The sequence below is a fragment of the Halobaculum rarum genome (assembly GCF_040025155.1).
Classification (GTDB): domain Archaea; phylum Halobacteriota; class Halobacteria; order Halobacteriales; family Haloferacaceae; genus Halobaculum; species Halobaculum rarum.
In genome coordinates this window covers 1,605,155-1,620,771 of record NZ_CP157275.1, presented here as the reverse complement: position 1 = coordinate 1,620,771, position 15,617 = coordinate 1,605,155, and the positions used below count along the sequence as shown (strand labels likewise).

Below are 15,617 nucleotides of genomic sequence, written 5' to 3'. Positions count from 1 at the left end.
GACAATATATTGGACGATGAACCGTCGCCTCCGGGTCGTACTCGTCGTCGTCGCCGTCGTCATCCTCCTCGCCGCGGGCGTCCTCGCCGCCGGGGTCTGGCAGTTCACGCGTCCGGCTCCCGAGTCGTACAGCCACACCGCGGAGTATCGGGCGTCGATCCAGCCGGACGCGACGCTGACGAACGTCACGCTGTATCTCCCGCTACCCGCGGAGAACGGGACGAGTTCCGTCGGTGACGCGCTCGTCGCCGGGTCGCCGGGCGTCGTCGACGCGCCGGCGAACTGGTCGTTCGAGATCGCCGAAACCGAGTACGGCCCGATGCTCGCGGTGTCGCTGCCGACGCTGGAGCCGGCCTACCGCGAGCGCCCGCCGCCGCGGCCGATCGACCCCGACGGGGAAACTGCGACGCCGGGCGCGGCGACGCCGACCCCGGACCCCCAGGAGACGCCGATCCGGACGCTCGACGACCACCTCGTGCGCGTCGAACTCGCGTTCGAGGAGCCGATCGACACGCGCTCGCCGGTGGGGTCGGAGCCGGTGTTGCGGCCGCGGTTCGACGCGACCGACGCGGAATGCCCGTTCCCGGCGCCCGAGTCGACCGTCTGTCGCGAGTTCGGGACCCGCATGTTCCTCTCGTATGACGCGCCCGCGGACGCGACAGTCGAGGTCTCCGTCAGCTACGAGGCGCGAAACGACTGGTTCGCCGGCGGGTGGACCGGGAACAGCTTCCGCCAGTCAACCCGGACGAACGTGACCGGCGACGGACCCGGATGGGTGGCGGTTCCGGCCACCGAGGCCGTCGGCGAGGGCACGTACCGCGGCGCGCCGAGCGCGGTCGTCGACGCCGGCGCGGTTGCGGTTGCCCGATAGCAGGTCAGACGACGGGGCTCCGTCTCACGGCCTCGGACCACGCGTTCACTTCTCTGCGGCTCGGGCCTCGCGGCCGTAGCCTCGAACCATCGGTTCTCGGCTACGCGTTCTCTGTGGGCGGCGCGCCCGCAAGCGCGCCGCCGGACATCGTGGTCCTCGGCCTTACGGCCTCGGACCACGCTTTCGTTCCTCTGCGGCTCGGCCCACGGACCTCGCCGCACACGGTCGTAGCCTCGAACCTTCGGTTCTCGGCTACGCTTTCGACGGTCTTTTCTCTCATCGCCGAGCACTACCCCGTAATGGCTGAATTCAAGATCGTCGTGGGCGACGACGCCGGCGACACGCGGCAGTTCGACGTGGACGGACAGGACGCCAACCGATTCCTCGGTCGCGAGATCGGCGACGAGGTCGACGGCGCGGCCGTCGGCGTCGACACTGACCTCACGCTGACCGGCGGCTCCGACAAGGCCGGCCGTCCGATGCGCGAGGAGGTCCCCGGCAGCGAACTGAAGGAGCTCCTGCTCGAGGGCGGCGTCGGCTACAAGCCCTCGCGCGACGGCGAGCGCAAGCGCGTCACCGTCCGCGGCCGCCAGATCTCCGAGGAGACCGTCCAGATCAACGCCCGCATCGGTGGCTCCATCGCCGAGGCGCTCGGCGAAGAAGAAGACGAGGAAGCCGAGGCGGACGAGGAGGCCGAGGCCGAGGCCGACGCGGACGACGACGAGGAGTAACGCGACCCCGTTCCACCGCTCATGAGCGACAGACTCGCCAGCGACGCCGACGACGTCACCAGCCACCGAGCGCGTCTCGCGCGGTCGGGCGGCACCAGGCTCCCGTGCCTGCGGATTCCCGAGGAAGCCGCTCTCTCGGCGGGCGAGGAGATCCGACTCGTCCTCGACGGCGACCAGCGCCACGCGACGGTGACGAGCGACTCGAAGGGACTGCTCGTGCGCGGCGCCTACGACGACCGCAAGCGCATGCGCGAGGGGGGCGGGGCCGGCGGCGACGCCGAGAACCGCCTCGTCGAGTGGGCGCGCGAGCACGACCGCGAACCTGGCGACCCGGTCGATCTCGACGAGATCGACCCCGGCTACCTCTACGGCCTGCGCGTTCCCGGCGAGCGCGCCGTCTACACGGTGACGAAGCGCCCCGACAGGGGGTTGCAGGACATCGCCGACTCGCTGTACGACGAGTAGGCCGGGAGACCGGACCCGACGGCCGCCGGCGTCGTCACTGGTCGACCGCGGCGCCGGTCACCTCGAACCGGGCTCCGTCGGCGTCGCTGGCCGTCGCCGCGACGTCCCATCCGTGCGCGGTGACGATCTGATCGACGATCGAGAGCCCGAACCCGGTTCCCTTCTCGATCGTGGAGTAGCCGTTCTCGAAGACGGCCTCCCGTTCCGTAACCGGGATCCCGACGCCGTCGTCCTCGAAAAAGAACCCCTCGTCGGACAGCGTTCCGACCGTCACCTCGACGCTTGTCTCGTTGTGTTCGATCGCGTTTCGAAGCAGGTTCTCGGCGGCCTCCTTGAGCCGGGTCGGGTCGCACTCGATCGTCGTCGTGTCCTCGATCGCGAGCGTCGCCTCGGCCATCGCGACGTTGTCCTTGGCGGCCCGAACGACTTCCGCGAGATCGACCGGCCTGGTGTCGCCGATCTCGTCGCCGGTGCGTGCCAGCGAGAGGAGGTCCTCGAGCAGTTCCTCCATCCGGGCGACCGCCCGCGCGCTGGCTCCGAGGTGCTCGTTGTCGAACTCCTCGCGAGCCAAGGCGAGGTGACCGTCGGCGATGTTGATCGGGTTCCGGAGGTCGTGTGCGACCGTCGAGGCGAAGCCGTCGAGCTGCTCGTTCCTGTTCGCGAGTTCCTGTTCGTGGCGCTTGCGGTCGGTGATGTCCCGCGTGAACCCCGTCAACCGCCGGATCGTTCCCTCGTCGTCCCTGATGGGGACGCATTGTGACTCCAGCCACACCACCACCGAGTCGGACTTCCGGACCCGATATTCGACGCTCTGGGAGTCCCCGGCGGAGGCGCGTTCCATCGCCTGCCGCACACGGTCGACATCGTCGGGATGGACCCGGTCGAGGAACGAGTCGGGCGCGGTGTGCAGTTCCTCGATGGGCTGTCCGAACAGCCGCTCGTGGGCCTCGTTGATGAACAGCAGTTCCTCCCAGTCGCCGGAGAACATCCAGAGGGCGTCGTTCGCGACCCCGGCGAGCTCGCGGAGCCGCTCGTTGGTGCGTTGGGCACGCCGCTCGGCCCGGCGACGGTCGACGTAGGTGGCGATCTTCCGCGCCAACAGTTCGTGTTGACCCCCGATGGCCTCCTCGATGACGTAGTCGGTGACGCCCGCGGAGATGGCCTCGCTCGCGACGCGCTCGTCCCCCGTCTCGGCGAACATGACGAACGGGACGTCCGGGTCGATCTCGCGGACCGAGCGGAGGAACTCCACCCCCGTCCCGTCCGGCATCGCGTAGTCGCTGAGGACGCAGTCCACGTCGGCGTCGCGGAAGCGATCGAGTCCGTCGGCAGCCGAGGTCTCCGTCAACACCGTCATTCGGTCCGACTCGCGCTCGAGTCCGATGACGAGCAGCTCCAGCAGGTCGGGCTCGTCGTCGACGTAGAGAACGGTGATATCGTCGTTCCCCTCGTTCATTGCCCGACCGGTCTGGGCGGACGCGTAAAACCGTTCACCCGCGAATATCACCGATGGTACGTGAGGATCGGCCGGTCGAGCGGCGCGGCCAGGCCGGTTGCGACCCGCGACGAACGACCTTATACGACTCGCGCGCCGATTCCGGGGTATGACCGACGACGCCGCCGACGACGCCGAGGGAGGTATCGACGCCGACGACGGGAAACTCGCGGAGTTCCTCGCGGGCGAGCGCCTCGAGGACGTGGCGATCTATCTCACGCACGACCACCTCGACGAACAGGGGAAGATCGCCAACATGGGCCAGGCCGTCGACGAGGGCGTCGTCCTCGTGCTCCCCGGCGAGGACGGACGCACGGCGTTCGCCGCCGGCACCGGCATGGACCCGATGCAGTTCGCGCAGGGCGCGATGGACCGCGACGGCGTCATCTACCCCGACCTGGGCGGCGGCGAGTGCCCCGACGCCGCCGAGGATCCCGAGGCGGACCACCGCGCGGAGTTCGTCTTCGCGTTCGCCGAGGAGCAAAACGAGGGCGTCGGCGGCCTGTACGCCGATGGCGACGTGATGCACGCGTACGCCCACTGCTCGTGCGGCACCGACTACTCCCACAAGTGGATCATGGGCGAGTACGCCGAGGACCCGGCAGTCGAGGAGTGAGATCGAGGCGTGGGAGGAATCGTCACCGGGGAGACCTGCGCCGGGCAGTCGAAGCCGTCGCTCAGGAGTGTAGAGCGACGGAGTAGGTCAGTCGACGGTACCCGCGGCGGAGTGATCCACCTGGGTGAAAGGTGCCGCCTGACCGTGCCGTCATCCCATCGAAGCGGCCGCGCGTACAAAGGGGCTCCGGTCGAGCCGTCGGCTACGGTTCGAGAACGACGCGGAAGCGCGCCTCGTTGTCGATCATCCGGTCGTACGCCTCCTCCACGTCGTCGAGGTCGTACGTCTCGATTTCCGGAGTTATCTCGCGGAGGTCGCTGAACTCCAGCGCGTCCTGAGAGTCGCGGGCGTTGCCGGAGGCCCAGGCGTCGACGCCGCCGCGGACGCCGACGAGCGACTGGGCGTCGACCGACACCTCCTCGCCGGGAACGCCGACGACGACCACGCGGCCGTCCGTACCGAGCCCGTCGATCACCGACTCGATCGCGGGCGCCGACGGCGCGGTCGCGAGCACCACGTCGGCGCCGCCCAGATCCTGCAGCGCGGTCGCGGCGTCCTCCTCGGCCGTGTTCACGAAGTGGTCCGCACCGAGATCGGACGCCAACTCCTCCTTGTCGGGTGACCGCGAGAGCGCGACCGTCTCGAAGCCCGACGCGTGGGCGTACTGGATCCCGAGGTGGCCGAGGCCGCCGACGCCCTGCACGGCGACCAGATCGCCCGGCTGCGCGTCAGTGTTACGCAGCGCGTTGAACGTCGTCACGCCCGCACACAGCAGCGGGGCGGCGTCGACGGCGTCCAGGTCGTCGGGGATCGTCGCCAGCGCCTCCGCCGGCGCGGTCATGTACTCGGCGTAGCCGCCGTCGTACGCGATCCCGGTGATCCGGGCGTTCTCGCACTGCTGGAAGTCGCCGCGGCGACACGCCGCGCATTCGAAACAGTGGCCGCCGTGCCAGCCGACGCCGACGCGGTCCCCCTCGCTCCAGGCGGTCACGTCGTCGCCGACGGCGTCGACCCGGCCCGCGACCTCGTGGCCCGGGACGCGGGGGTAGTCGATCGGGTACGCGCCCTCCTTCACGAACGCGTCGCTGTGACAGATCCCGCAGGCGTCGACGTCGATCCGTACCTCGCCGGGGTCCGGCTCCGGCGTCTCGACGTCGAGGACCTCGAAGTCCGCGCCCGCCTCGGGAACCCGTGCCGCCCTCATCGCGACCCACCGCACGCTGTTCGGTTCATGTGCGGACGATCCGACGGCCGCGGGACGGAAACCCCTGCGGCCGATCGGAGAACCGTTGGAATCGCCACACGCATCTCGATCGTTCGTCGCCCCAGCGGGGAGCACCGACCTGATCGAGTCCGCCCCGAGCGCCGACCTACTCGGCGGCGTCGGCCGCGTTCTCCGCCGCGGCTTCTTCCGCGAGCGACTCGAACGCCCGGATGATGACGCGCTTGGCCGTCGCGCCCTCGGTGCTCCAGTGGTGGCCGTAGTCGAGCATGTCGTCGTAGATGTCCGGCTTACAGCCGGCGGCCTTCGGGTGGCCGCCGCCGTTCACCTGGCCGGCCACCTCGTGACAGCGCTCGAAGTCGTCGGACCCACGGATCGACGCCGAGCCCGAGGGCTTGACGATCACCGCGGCGTCCATCCCCTGCTCGCGAAGCGTGTCGGCGACCTCGTTTTGCGAACACCGGCCGTAGGTGACGCCGACCGACCAGTCACCGATCTCGTGTTCGACCGCGCGGTCGACGGCCTTCTCGATCAGCAGGCGCTTCTCGACGCGACGGTCCTCGACGTACTCCATCGCGACCGGCGGCAGGTCGACGCCGTAGGCGCCGACGATCGCCGCGTACTCCTCGCCCCCTGTCCAGTAGGCGAAGTCGGCGAGGTCGTCGGAGCGCTCGTCCTCCTTCAGCCAGAGGTCGTGATCGCGGGTGACGAGCGCCAGTTCGGTGAAGCGCTCGTCGAACTCGTAGTCGAGCGACCGCAGCGTCACGTCCGTCGAGCACTCCTCGTCGCTCTCGCCGACGACCAGATCGATCCCCAGATCGCGAACCGACGCGGCCAGCTCCTCGTCCCACTGGTGGTGGTCGAACCAGCGGACTGCGTCCGCGCGGTCGACGACCGCGCGGAGGTCATCGGCGATGTACTCGAACGCGTCGGGACAGATGTCGCAGACGAACACGTCGGTCCCCTCCTCCAGAAACTCGGCGGCGTAGCCGAGGTCCTCCTCGAAGGAGTGGGGGCCCGAGGGAAACAGCGCGACCGACGACTCCGCGCGGTCGTCCCCCTCGCCGTCCGCCTCCTCGCCGAACTCCTCTTCGTAGGTGCCGTCGAGCTTCGCGCGGCGGCGCTCCTCGAACGGCGTCGGGTCGAGGGCGGCGTCGTACGCCTCGCGGATCAGCGCGATACAGCCGAGGCCGTCGGCATCGGAGTCGGTGATCACGACCGCCTCGGCGCCCTCGACGGCCTCCTTCGCGCGCTCCTCGGATCGATCCTCGTCCAGCGAGTCCGGATAGAAAAAGCCCGTCCCGGGGAGCCGCGACTTGCGGTCCAGCGGGAGGGTGTGGCTCTCGATGAGTTCGTCGTCCATATCCGGAGGTCGCGACGCGCGGTGAAAAACAGCGGTGGTGTACGCGGCGAGTGGGCCTGTCGAATCGGATGCGGCGAGCGAATCGGAGACGGCGGACGCCGACGGATCAGCTCAGACCGGTGCGCCGCCGTAGCCGTCGTCGTCCTCGCCAGCGAGCTGCCGAACCGTCAACACCGGGACGGGGCACGTGCGGACGACGCGTTCGGCGACCGAACCGATGAGGAACCGATTCTCGCCGTGTCGTCCACGGGTGCCGGTGGCGACCAGGTCGGCGTCGATCTCGCGGGCGTAGTCGGCGATCTCGTTGGCGGGACGTCCCTCACGAACGACGGCGGTCACGTCGAGGCCCGCGCGTTTTTGCACGTCGACGATGGCCTCGCCGCCGCGCTCCTGAAGGGCGTTGCGCATCTGATCGCGGACTTCCTCCGGCGAGGAGTCGACCTCGCCGCTGTCGACGACGTACAGCGCGTGCACCGCGGCGTCGAACCGGTCGGCCAGGTCGAGCGCGACCTCGACGGCACGCGAGACGCTGTCGGAGCCGTCGGTGGCGACGACGATGGTGTCGAACTCGGGCATTACACCGGCGTTCTCCGGGCGCGTGCTTAAAACTCGGCGCTCCCCGTCGCCCACACGGCGCTTGCGCCCCGGACAGTCGGGACTGTGTGGCGGTGACGGCGACAGTGACATCAGTGCCGGTATGGTGACATCGGTGAGGGCCGGCACTCGTCCGCGAGCACGGACCGAGCACGCCGATTCTCAGCCTCGGTACGCCGACGACCATCGCTTAAGTCCCCTCGGCGTCTCTGGCGACAGAAGCAGGTTCCCATGGCCGACACTCACGACCCGATACGAGTGCTCCACGTCGACGACGAGCCGGAGTTCGGCGAGCTGGTCGCGACGTTCCTCGAGCGCGAACACGACCGGATCGAGGTCCGTGGCGTGACCGACGCCGAGGCGGGGCTAGACGCGCTGGCTGACCACGATGTGGACTGCGTCGTGTCCGACCACGACATGCCGGGCAAGGACGGGATCGAGTTCCTCCGGACAGTCCGCGATGAGTATCCGGATCTCCCGTTTCTGCTGTTCACCGGGAAGGGAAGCGAGGAGGTCGCGAGCGACGCGATCTCGGCGGGCGTCACCGACTACATCCAGAAGGGAGGCGGCACCGACCAGTACACGCTGCTTGCCAATCGGATCGTGAACGCCGTCGAGGCGAGCCAGTCGCGACGAATGTTGACCGAGCGGACGCGCCGGTTGGAAACGCTCATCGGGAACCTCCCGGGCATCGTCTACCGCTGCCGCAACGAGCCGACCTGGCCGATGGAGACGGTCGACGGCGAAGTCGAGGCGCTGACGGGGTACACCGCGGCGGAGCTGGAGTCCGATCGCGTCGAGTGGGGGCCCGAGGTCATTCACCCCGACGACCGCGAGGCCATGTGGGACGCCGTGCAGGAGGGGCTCGCGGCGGAGGGCACGTTCGAGGTCACCTATCGGCTCCGAACGCGCGATGGAGACACGAAATGGGTGTGGGAACGGGGACGCGGCGTGTACGCGGACGACGGGACCGTGGAGGCGCTCGAAGGATTCATCACCGATGTCACCGAGCGAAAGGAGCGCGAAGACCAGTTGACGCAGACGACCGCCCGCCTCGAGGCGCTGTTCGAGGAGTCGCCGGACATGATCGATATCCACGACGCCGAGGGGAACATCCTCGACGCGAACCCCCAGTTCTTCGCGGAGACGGGATACACGGAGGAAGAAGTCACGTCGATGAAAGTCTGGGACATCGACCAGACACAGGATCCGACCACCATCCGTGAAGTCTGGAGAGACATGGCGGTCGGCGACCGGCAGGAACTCGACGGCGAGTACACCCGGCGCGACGGGTCTACGTTCCCCGTCACCGTCCACATCAGACGGCTCGACCTCGCCGGCGACGACCGGTTCCTCGTAAGCAGTCGCGACGTGTCCGACCGAGAACGGCGGGACCGCAAGCTCGAACAGCTACGGGAGCGTTCGCGCGCGCTCAACTACACCCGAACCGTCGCCGAAACGGCGCAGTTGGCGACGGACGCCGCCGCCGAGATCATCGGGGCCGAGTTGAGCTCCATCCACCTCGTGAACGACACCGGCGATAGACTGGAGCCGGTTTCGATGGCCGACTCCGTCGAGGCGGTGTTCGACGGATCCCCCGCGTACGATCGATCGGCGCCACCGGGCACCCGGGCGCACTTCGCGTGGGAGGCGTTTCGGGCGGACGAGCCGACACACGTTCGATCGACCTCCGGTACAGAGGAGATAACAGAAGAGACCCCGGCCGAGAGCGTCCTGTTTCACCCGGTCGGCGATCACGGCCTGTTCATCATCTCATCGACGAACGCTGACGCGTTCACCGAGACCGACATCCTCCTCGTCGAGATCCTCGCGAACTACCTCGAGGCCGCCTTCGATCGGGTGGTCCGCGAGGAGACGCTCAGGGACCGCCAACGCCGGCTCGAACTGCTGCACGATGCAACCCAGGAGCTCATTCGGGCGGACTCACGGCGGGCGATCGCCGACCAGATCGTCGAGGCGGCGGAGGAAGTCCTCGGCTTCAGTGTCACCGTCGTTCGGTTCTTCGACCCCGACGCGGGCGAGTTGGTTCCGGTCGCCGAGTCCGACGCAGTCGCGGACGTGATCCCCGAGCGCCGGCCGTTCACCGCCGACTCCGGCAGCCTCAACTGGGCCAGTTTCGAGGCCGACGAGGTCCGGGTGTACGACGACATCGAGGCCGACACCGGGGCGGTCGACGCCGGGAGCGGCCTCCGGAGCCTCATGCTGCTTCCCCTGGGCACGCACGGGACGGTCTCGGTCGGCGAGACCGCCCCCGACGCGTTCGATTCGACCGACGAGTTCCTCGCGCGGATCCTGACGACGGCCGCGGAGACGGCGCTCGACGAGCACGAGCGCGAGCGTCGTCTTCGCGAGAGCCGCGACGAACTCCGGCGACAGAACGAGCGGCTCGAGGAGTTCGTCTCGGTCGTCAGCCACGACCTCCGGAACCCGCTGAACGTCGCGACCGGTCGGTTGGACCTCGCCCGCGACGACTGCGACAGCGAGCACTTCGACGCCGTCGAGCGCGCACACGACCGGATGGAGGCGCTGATCGAGGACCTCCTCGCGCTGGCCCGCGAGGACGACACGGCGACCGACCTCGCGCCGATCGACCCCGCGTCGACGGTCCGTGAGTGCTGGGCGAACGTCGAGACGGGCGATGCGGAGCTCGTCGTCGAGGCCGACCGGCCGATCCTGGCCGACGAGCGGCGCCTCAGACAGCTGTTCGAGAACCTCGTCCGCAACGCGGTCGAACACGGCGGCGACGGCGTCACCGTCACTGTGGGCGGCCTGGACGACGGCTTCTTCCTCGAGGACGACGGCGTCGGGATCCCCGCCGGTCAGCGCGACTCGGTGTTCGAGGCGGGCTACTCGACGAGCGACGAGGGAACGGGGTTCGGCCTCCGGATCGTCAAGCAGGTGGCCGCCGCCCACGGCTGGGAGATCCGTGCGACCGAGGGGCCCGACGGCGGCGCCCGGTTCGAGGTGACCGGCGTGGCCTCGGTCGACGAGTAGCGGTCGGCGGCTCCCGGGGTCTGCCGACGGGTCGAACGGAACCACGACACCTAAGCCGTCGACCCACACAACACACGATACTCGTGCCCCGGTTCGCGTACCCCTGTCCCGGCTGTCGCACCACGAACAGCCTACACGACGCCGACTGCGACTTCGAGGGGACCGAGTGGCACCACGTCGAGCAGGCGTACACGGACGTCCTGACGGTCCTCGTCGACGGCGCGGTCAGCGAGTCGGCGCTGCAACACGCCGTCCACGACGAGTGGTCCGGGCTCCACCGCGCCGCGCTGGAGCTGCTCCGGCGCGAGGGGCGCGTCGAGGAGAACGGCGACGCGCTGGAGCTGCTCACCGCCGAGCGCTACCGTGAGGAGGTGTCCGAGCCGACCCGCGAGCCGATGGCGACCATCTACCGCGAGGGGAGCTATCCGGGCTGCCACGATAACGCGATATTCAGCTTGGTGGCCTGGTACGAGATGGTCGGCCTCTCGTGGGAGGAGACCCGGGGGAACGTCATCGAGTGGCTCCACCGGTCGGGGACGTGGGAGCGCGGCGGCTTCGAGGAATCGAGTCCCGAACAGCTCGTCGACAGCAAGCGCCACGTGTACGAGGCCGGCTACGGGTGGAAGGAGAAGGCGCAGGCGGCAAAGCGCGTGATCGAGCGCCACGGCTGAGTTCGGACTGGTCGCTCCGGGCCAAGAGCCCGGCGGGACACCGCTACGACCGCCAGCGATTGTACCCGAGTGTGGTGATACCGACGAGCACGGTGACGACGCCGACCCCCGCGGCGACGAGCCCGAGCAACAGCCCGTCGGGGAAGTTGAAGTCGTCCGTATGTGACGTGACCTCGACGGCGTAGTACGTCCCCTCGCGCTCGACGATCGGGGCATGCGGCAGGGGCTCGTCACTCCACGGGCGGTAGTCGTACGCCTCCTCCGAGACGGTCGCGTTGCGGATCTTCCGGAACGTCCGCTGCTCGGCGGCCGAAAGCGAACTGTAGTTCGCGATCAACCGCTCGCGGACGACGGACGCGATCTCGGAGTCGTTCACGACGGTCGTGGTGAGTTCGTCGTCCGCGAGCGAGAACGCGTAGTACATGTCGTACTCTGCTGTCAGATACGTGTAGTTCCGTTGGAGCTGTCGGAGGTCGGCAGCGACGGCGTCGGAGTCAACCGACGCGGCCCCGTCGATCATCGTGGTTTCGAGCGCCTCGCGGGTCTCGTTCGGCGCGCGGAACTCCTCGCGAACGTGGCGGTACTCGAGACTCGACGGCCGGAAGGAGAGGCGGTCGACGTAGCGGTCCGCAAGCACCGTGTCGTTCGAGACATCGATCTCGGCCGCGGAGTAGCCCGTCGAGTTCCGGTGGCGTTCCTCCCCGCCGAGATCGTCGAGCGCGAACGCGTACGCGGGGCCGGGGACGAGGAGGAGCCCGACGAGGACGAGCACGAGCGCGGTGCGGTCGGAGGGCATGGAGGGGACACCGGGGAGTGGACACAGGGCCGGTAAGTGTCTTGTCGTGAGAACGCACCACGACCGATAAGTCCTCGCCGGCCGTCGGTCCGGTGTGCCCGCGTCTCCCGATCGATCCTCGGCCGGCGGCGACGACGACATCGGCGCCGGCGGCTCCCGTCGCGCGGTCGCGGTCGTGATCGCCGTCGTCTTCCTCGACCTGCTCGGCTTCGGCGTCGTCATCCCGATCCTCCCCTTTTACGTCCGCTCGTTCGGCGTGAGCGACGTGTTCATCGGGCTCATCGCCGCCGCCTACTCGCTGGCGCAGTTCCTCGCGGCGCCGACCCTCGGCCGGATCTCCGACGAGCGAGGCCGACGACCGGTGATCGCCTTCTCGGTCGCGATGGCCGGGGTCGCGTGGCTGGTGTTCGGCTTCGCGACGGAGATCGGCGCCGTCGCCGGTTCCGCGGCCGCCGTCGCGACCCTGCTGCTCTCGCGAACGCTCGCGGGCGCCGCCGGCGGCAACATCTCCGCCGCACAGGCGTACATCGCCGACGTGACCCCGCGGGAGAAGCGGGCGGGCGCGCTCGGGCTCGTCGGCGCCGCCTTCTCGCTGGGGTTCGTGTTCGGCCCCGCGCTGGGGGGCGTCGCCGCGAGCGACCAGGTCGTCGCCGCCGCCGACGCGCTGCTCCCGGAGATCGTTCCGACGACGCGGTTCACGCTCCCGAGTTTCCTCGCCGCCGGACTGTCGTTTCTCGCGGCCGGCGCCGCCGTGGCCGTCCTGCGGGAGCCGGAGCGTACGCGCCCGAGCGGCGCCGGCCGACGGTCGCTGATCGGGCAGTTCCGCTCGGCGCTCGCGGACGACGCGCTCCGGCCGCTGGTCGCCTCCTACTTCGTCACCTCGGTCGCGTTCGCCGGCATCCAGGTGATGTTCATTCCGTTCGCCGCCGACTTCTACGGCTACGACGCGACCGCGGCGGCCGTCTTCCTCACGTACATCGGCGTGCTCGGCACGATCAACCAGGGCGCGCTCGTCGGTCCGCTGGAGCGTCGCCTCGGCGCGGTCCGGCTGGCCGTGATCGGCGGCACCGCGCTGGCGGCGGCGCTCGCGCTGCTCCCGTTCACGCCGGAACTCGGCGGCCTGCTCCCGCTGCCCGGCGGGACCGGCGACGGCCTGTTGAACGGAGCGATCCTCACCGGACCGACCGTCGCGCTGTTCGCGGTGGGCGCGCTGCTGTCGTTCGGCAACGGCTCGCTGAACGTCTCGCTGTCGACGCTGGTGTCCGAACGCGCCAGCGACGAGACCCAGGGGGCGGCGTTCGGCGTCACCCAGGGCGCCGGGAGCCTGGGGCGGACCGTCGGCCCGCCCGTCGCCGCCGCGGCGTACGTGCTCGCGTACTGGTCGCCGTTCGTCGCCGGCGCGGTGCTGTTGGTTCCGGTGGTGTGGGTGCTGAGTCGCGGCGCGGCGACCGAGTCGGCGGGCGCGTGGTGAGCGCCCGTAGATCGACCCCGCCGAGACCGCGAACGACCGGGCGCGAGGCCCATCCGGCTCGCTCGACAGCCGGGCTGGAACGTGCCCGGGGATATTACCCGTCGGGCGGCGACCGTCCGGTATGCATCCGGGGCGACCCTCCACCCCGCAGCGGGCGGCGAGTCGATTGTTGAGCACACTCGCGACGGCGGCCGCGATCGGCGCCGCCGCGTCGATCCCCTCCCCGCGGCCGTTCGTCGACGTCTTCGCGGCCCTGCTGGTCGCCGGCGCCGCCGCGGCCGCGCTCGTCGGTTCGGGCGCCGCGTGGACCGACAGCGGGCGGCTGTTGTGGGGCGCCGCGCTGGCGATGACCGGCGTCGCGCTCGCGGCCGCGGCGACCGTCGGCTTCGCGTTCGCGCCCGCCGCCGCGTGCCTCCTGAGCGCCGCCTTGGTGTCGGGGGCGGTCAGCGTTCCGGCCGCCCGTCGGGACGAGCCGGCGTAAGCCGCCGGGCTGGGTTCCCGGTCTACCGGCCCACCGCTTCACCGATCCCGACCGCCTCGCAGGCGGTCGCGAGCACCGCTCCGTAGTCCGGGAACGAGACGAGCGTGCCGTCGAGGTCGAACCAGATGGCGGTCGTCACGCTCGGGGGCGCGGCCGACACGACCGAGAAACCGTCGGTTCCGCCTCGGGAGTTCGCGCGCGACGGAATAGGCCGGAGCGTATTACTCATCCGACAGTCGAGACGCACATATGGTCCCCTCACCCCCCGCAAACGCGCGGCGGAACGCGAGTCGCCTCCTCGGCGTGCTCGCCGGCCTCGCGGCCGCCGTCGCCGCCGTCGCGGTGCTGTGGCCCCGACCGCTCGCGGACGTTTTCGTGACCGCCTGGCTGCTCGGGGCAGTGCTCGACGCGCTCGTCGGGACGGCCGCGGCGTGGACAGGGCGACGGGCGCTCCTGTGGGTCTCGACGGTGCTGCTTGCCGGGTTCGCCGTCGTCGGGATGTTGACCGTCGGGTGGCTGTTCGCCCCGGCAGTCGTTCTCCTGCTCGTGTCGGCGCTGCTCTCGGGATGGGCCGGCCCGGTCCTCGACCGGCCGGAGCCGTCGGCGACGGGACCCCGCAGAATCGCCGGCGGGACGCTCGCCGGCGCGGCCGCGGTCGGAGGCGGGGCGGCTGTCGTCCGCGTCGCCGCGTTCGACCGCGAGCTGTTCGGGTCGTGTGCGGCCGAGACCCCGGCGTGCGTGCTCGCGACGACGAACTGGCCCGCGGTCGCCGCGACGACGCTCGCGCTGGCGACGGTGGCACTCGGCGGCCGACTCCTCGTCCGTCAGGCGCTCGCGACATGGGCGCTCATCGGTGAATCGACGGCGACGTAGAATCGAGGGCAACGGAGGATCGGCGGCGAGGGAGCCGGATTCGATACATCGACGGCGACAGGGTTGAGGACGGCGTAGCCGGCGGGCGACGACGACCGGGCAGTGACGGAGGCAGCGGCGGCAGCGGGGAAAACGATCCGCGGGAAACCCTCCGAGAGGTGGTTCCGGTACGGCAGTCTATTCGCTCTGGATGCGCGGCGCGAGCATGTAGGTTACCTGCCCCATCCCCTCACTGAACTCGTAGTGCAGCTTCACCGGGAACTCCTCGCCGAGTTCGACCCGGACCTCCGCGTCCTTCGGGATGGCCTTGTTCATGTCCTTGAGGTAGTCGAGGCTGAACAGCGAGTCGGCGGGGCCGGCCTGCAGGTCGATGAGGTCCTCGCGGTCGAGCCGGAGGTCCACGTCGTCGGTGTCGCCCTCGGCCTCGATGAAGAACGCCTCCTCGGCCTCGTCGACGCGCAGGCGGATGTGGTCGCTCACCATGTCCGCGGCGGTGATACCGCGGTTGATCTGGGCACCCTCCAGCACGATCTCGGCGGGGAGATCGAGATCGGGGATGTCCGGCTCCTGGCGGATGGAGTCGGGGTCGATGAGCGCGAGCGTGTAGCTGAGCCCCTCGATGTGGATGTGGAGCTTGCGGGTCTCCTCGTCGAGTTCGAGCTGGATCAGGTCGCCGGTGTTAGCCATACCGGCGATGTCCTCGAGCCTGTTGAGGTTGACCCCGATGACCCCCCCGTCGGCCTCGTAGGACTCGAACGCGGCGGCCTCGAGCGTGAGGTCGACCATGCCGACGTTGGCCGGATCGACGGCGCGGATCGCGAGTTCGTCCTCGTTGAGCCGGATCTTACACTCGTCGACCAGCACGCTCACCGAGTCGAGCGCGTCGCGGAGGGTAGACGCACTCACGATGGCCTTGAACATATATCGCGGGCTACGAGTGTGCCCGTAAAAAT

Annotated in this window: 15 protein-coding genes; 9 read left to right on the top strand and 6 right to left on the bottom strand. The window is 69.8% G+C overall.

What is annotated here, in order from left to right; all coding sequences use genetic code 11:
- Positions 1-16: 16 nt before the first annotated feature.
- The 3 genes from ABJD39_RS08480 (at position 17) to ABJD39_RS08470 (ending at position 2,067) form a co-directional block, all read left to right on the top strand.
- On the top strand, positions 17-871 hold the full coding sequence (locus ABJD39_RS08480; protein WP_348607085.1) for a hypothetical protein: 855 nt from the start codon (positions 17-19) through the stop codon (positions 869-871).
- 299 nt (positions 872-1,170) lie between these two features.
- Complete coding sequence (locus ABJD39_RS08475) at positions 1,171-1,602, top strand: 30S ribosomal protein S6e (RefSeq protein WP_348607082.1); 432 nt, start codon at positions 1,171-1,173, stop codon at positions 1,600-1,602.
- A 21-nt stretch (positions 1,603-1,623) separates the two neighbouring features.
- The gene (locus ABJD39_RS08470; RefSeq protein WP_348607079.1) at positions 1,624-2,067 is read left to right on the top strand and encodes a DUF7112 family protein; all 444 of its coding nucleotides are present in this window, start codon (positions 1,624-1,626) and stop codon (positions 2,065-2,067) included.
- Between the two features lie 34 nt (positions 2,068-2,101).
- Here ABJD39_RS08470 and ABJD39_RS08465 read toward each other — a convergent pair whose 3' ends face one another.
- Positions 2,102-3,523, bottom strand: a complete 1,422-nt coding sequence (locus tag ABJD39_RS08465) for an ATP-binding response regulator (RefSeq protein WP_348607076.1) — start codon at positions 3,521-3,523, stop codon at positions 2,102-2,104.
- A gap of 148 nt (positions 3,524-3,671) precedes the next feature.
- On the opposite strand from ABJD39_RS08465, the gene ABJD39_RS08460 reads away from it, so the two are divergent.
- The gene (locus ABJD39_RS08460) at positions 3,672-4,178 is read left to right on the top strand and encodes a DUF5807 family protein (protein WP_348607073.1); all 507 of its coding nucleotides are present in this window, start codon (positions 3,672-3,674) and stop codon (positions 4,176-4,178) included.
- A 202-nt stretch (positions 4,179-4,380) separates the two neighbouring features.
- On the opposite strand, the gene ABJD39_RS08455 is transcribed toward ABJD39_RS08460, so the two are convergent.
- The 3 genes from ABJD39_RS08455 to ABJD39_RS08445 form a co-directional block, all read right to left on the bottom strand.
- On the bottom strand, positions 4,381-5,382 hold the full coding sequence (locus ABJD39_RS08455; protein ID WP_348607070.1) for an alcohol dehydrogenase: 1,002 nt from the start codon (positions 5,380-5,382) through the stop codon (positions 4,381-4,383).
- Positions 5,383-5,548: 166 nt separating this feature from the next.
- Entirely contained in the window at positions 5,549-6,763 is a 1,215-nt protein-coding gene (locus tag ABJD39_RS08450) for a DHH family phosphoesterase (protein ID WP_348607067.1), read from the bottom strand.
- 111 nt (positions 6,764-6,874) lie between these two features.
- Complete coding sequence (locus tag ABJD39_RS08445; RefSeq protein ID WP_348607064.1) at positions 6,875-7,339, bottom strand: universal stress protein; 465 nt, start codon at positions 7,337-7,339, stop codon at positions 6,875-6,877.
- Positions 7,340-7,588: 249 nt separating this feature from the next.
- Between ABJD39_RS08445 and ABJD39_RS08440 the strand changes: the two genes are divergently transcribed.
- Positions 7,589-10,372 (top strand): hybrid sensor histidine kinase/response regulator, encoded by a 2,784-nt coding sequence (locus ABJD39_RS08440; RefSeq protein ID WP_348607062.1) that lies wholly within the window; start codon positions 7,589-7,591, stop codon positions 10,370-10,372.
- An 83-nt stretch (positions 10,373-10,455) separates the two neighbouring features.
- Positions 10,456-11,043 carry a DUF7474 family protein gene (locus tag ABJD39_RS08435; protein WP_348607059.1) on the top strand — a complete coding sequence of 196 codons (588 nt, stop codon included), beginning with the start codon at positions 10,456-10,458 and terminating at the stop codon, positions 11,041-11,043.
- A gap of 43 nt (positions 11,044-11,086) precedes the next feature.
- Here the strand turns inward: ABJD39_RS08435 and ABJD39_RS08430 are convergent, their stop codons facing one another.
- The gene (locus ABJD39_RS08430) at positions 11,087-11,839 is read right to left on the bottom strand and encodes a hypothetical protein (protein WP_348607056.1); all 753 of its coding nucleotides are present in this window, start codon (positions 11,837-11,839) and stop codon (positions 11,087-11,089) included.
- A 94-nt stretch (positions 11,840-11,933) separates the two neighbouring features.
- On the opposite strand from ABJD39_RS08430, the gene ABJD39_RS08425 reads away from it, so the two are divergent.
- The 3 genes from ABJD39_RS08425 (at position 11,934) to ABJD39_RS08415 (ending at position 14,664) form a co-directional block, all read left to right on the top strand.
- Positions 11,934-13,310 (top strand): MFS transporter, encoded by a 1,377-nt coding sequence (locus tag ABJD39_RS08425; protein ID WP_348607054.1) that lies wholly within the window; start codon positions 11,934-11,936, stop codon positions 13,308-13,310.
- Positions 13,311-13,479: 169 nt separating this feature from the next.
- Complete coding sequence (locus ABJD39_RS08420; RefSeq protein WP_348607051.1) at positions 13,480-13,791, top strand: hypothetical protein; 312 nt, start codon at positions 13,480-13,482, stop codon at positions 13,789-13,791.
- A 249-nt stretch (positions 13,792-14,040) separates the two neighbouring features.
- Positions 14,041-14,664, top strand: coding sequence for a hypothetical protein (locus ABJD39_RS08415; protein ID WP_348607048.1), 624 nt, complete (start codon positions 14,041-14,043; stop codon positions 14,662-14,664).
- A gap of 177 nt (positions 14,665-14,841) precedes the next feature.
- Here the strand turns inward: ABJD39_RS08415 and ABJD39_RS08410 are convergent, their stop codons facing one another.
- Complete coding sequence (locus tag ABJD39_RS08410; protein WP_348607045.1) at positions 14,842-15,585, bottom strand: DNA polymerase sliding clamp; 744 nt, start codon at positions 15,583-15,585, stop codon at positions 14,842-14,844.
- Positions 15,586-15,617: the final 32 nt, after the last annotated feature.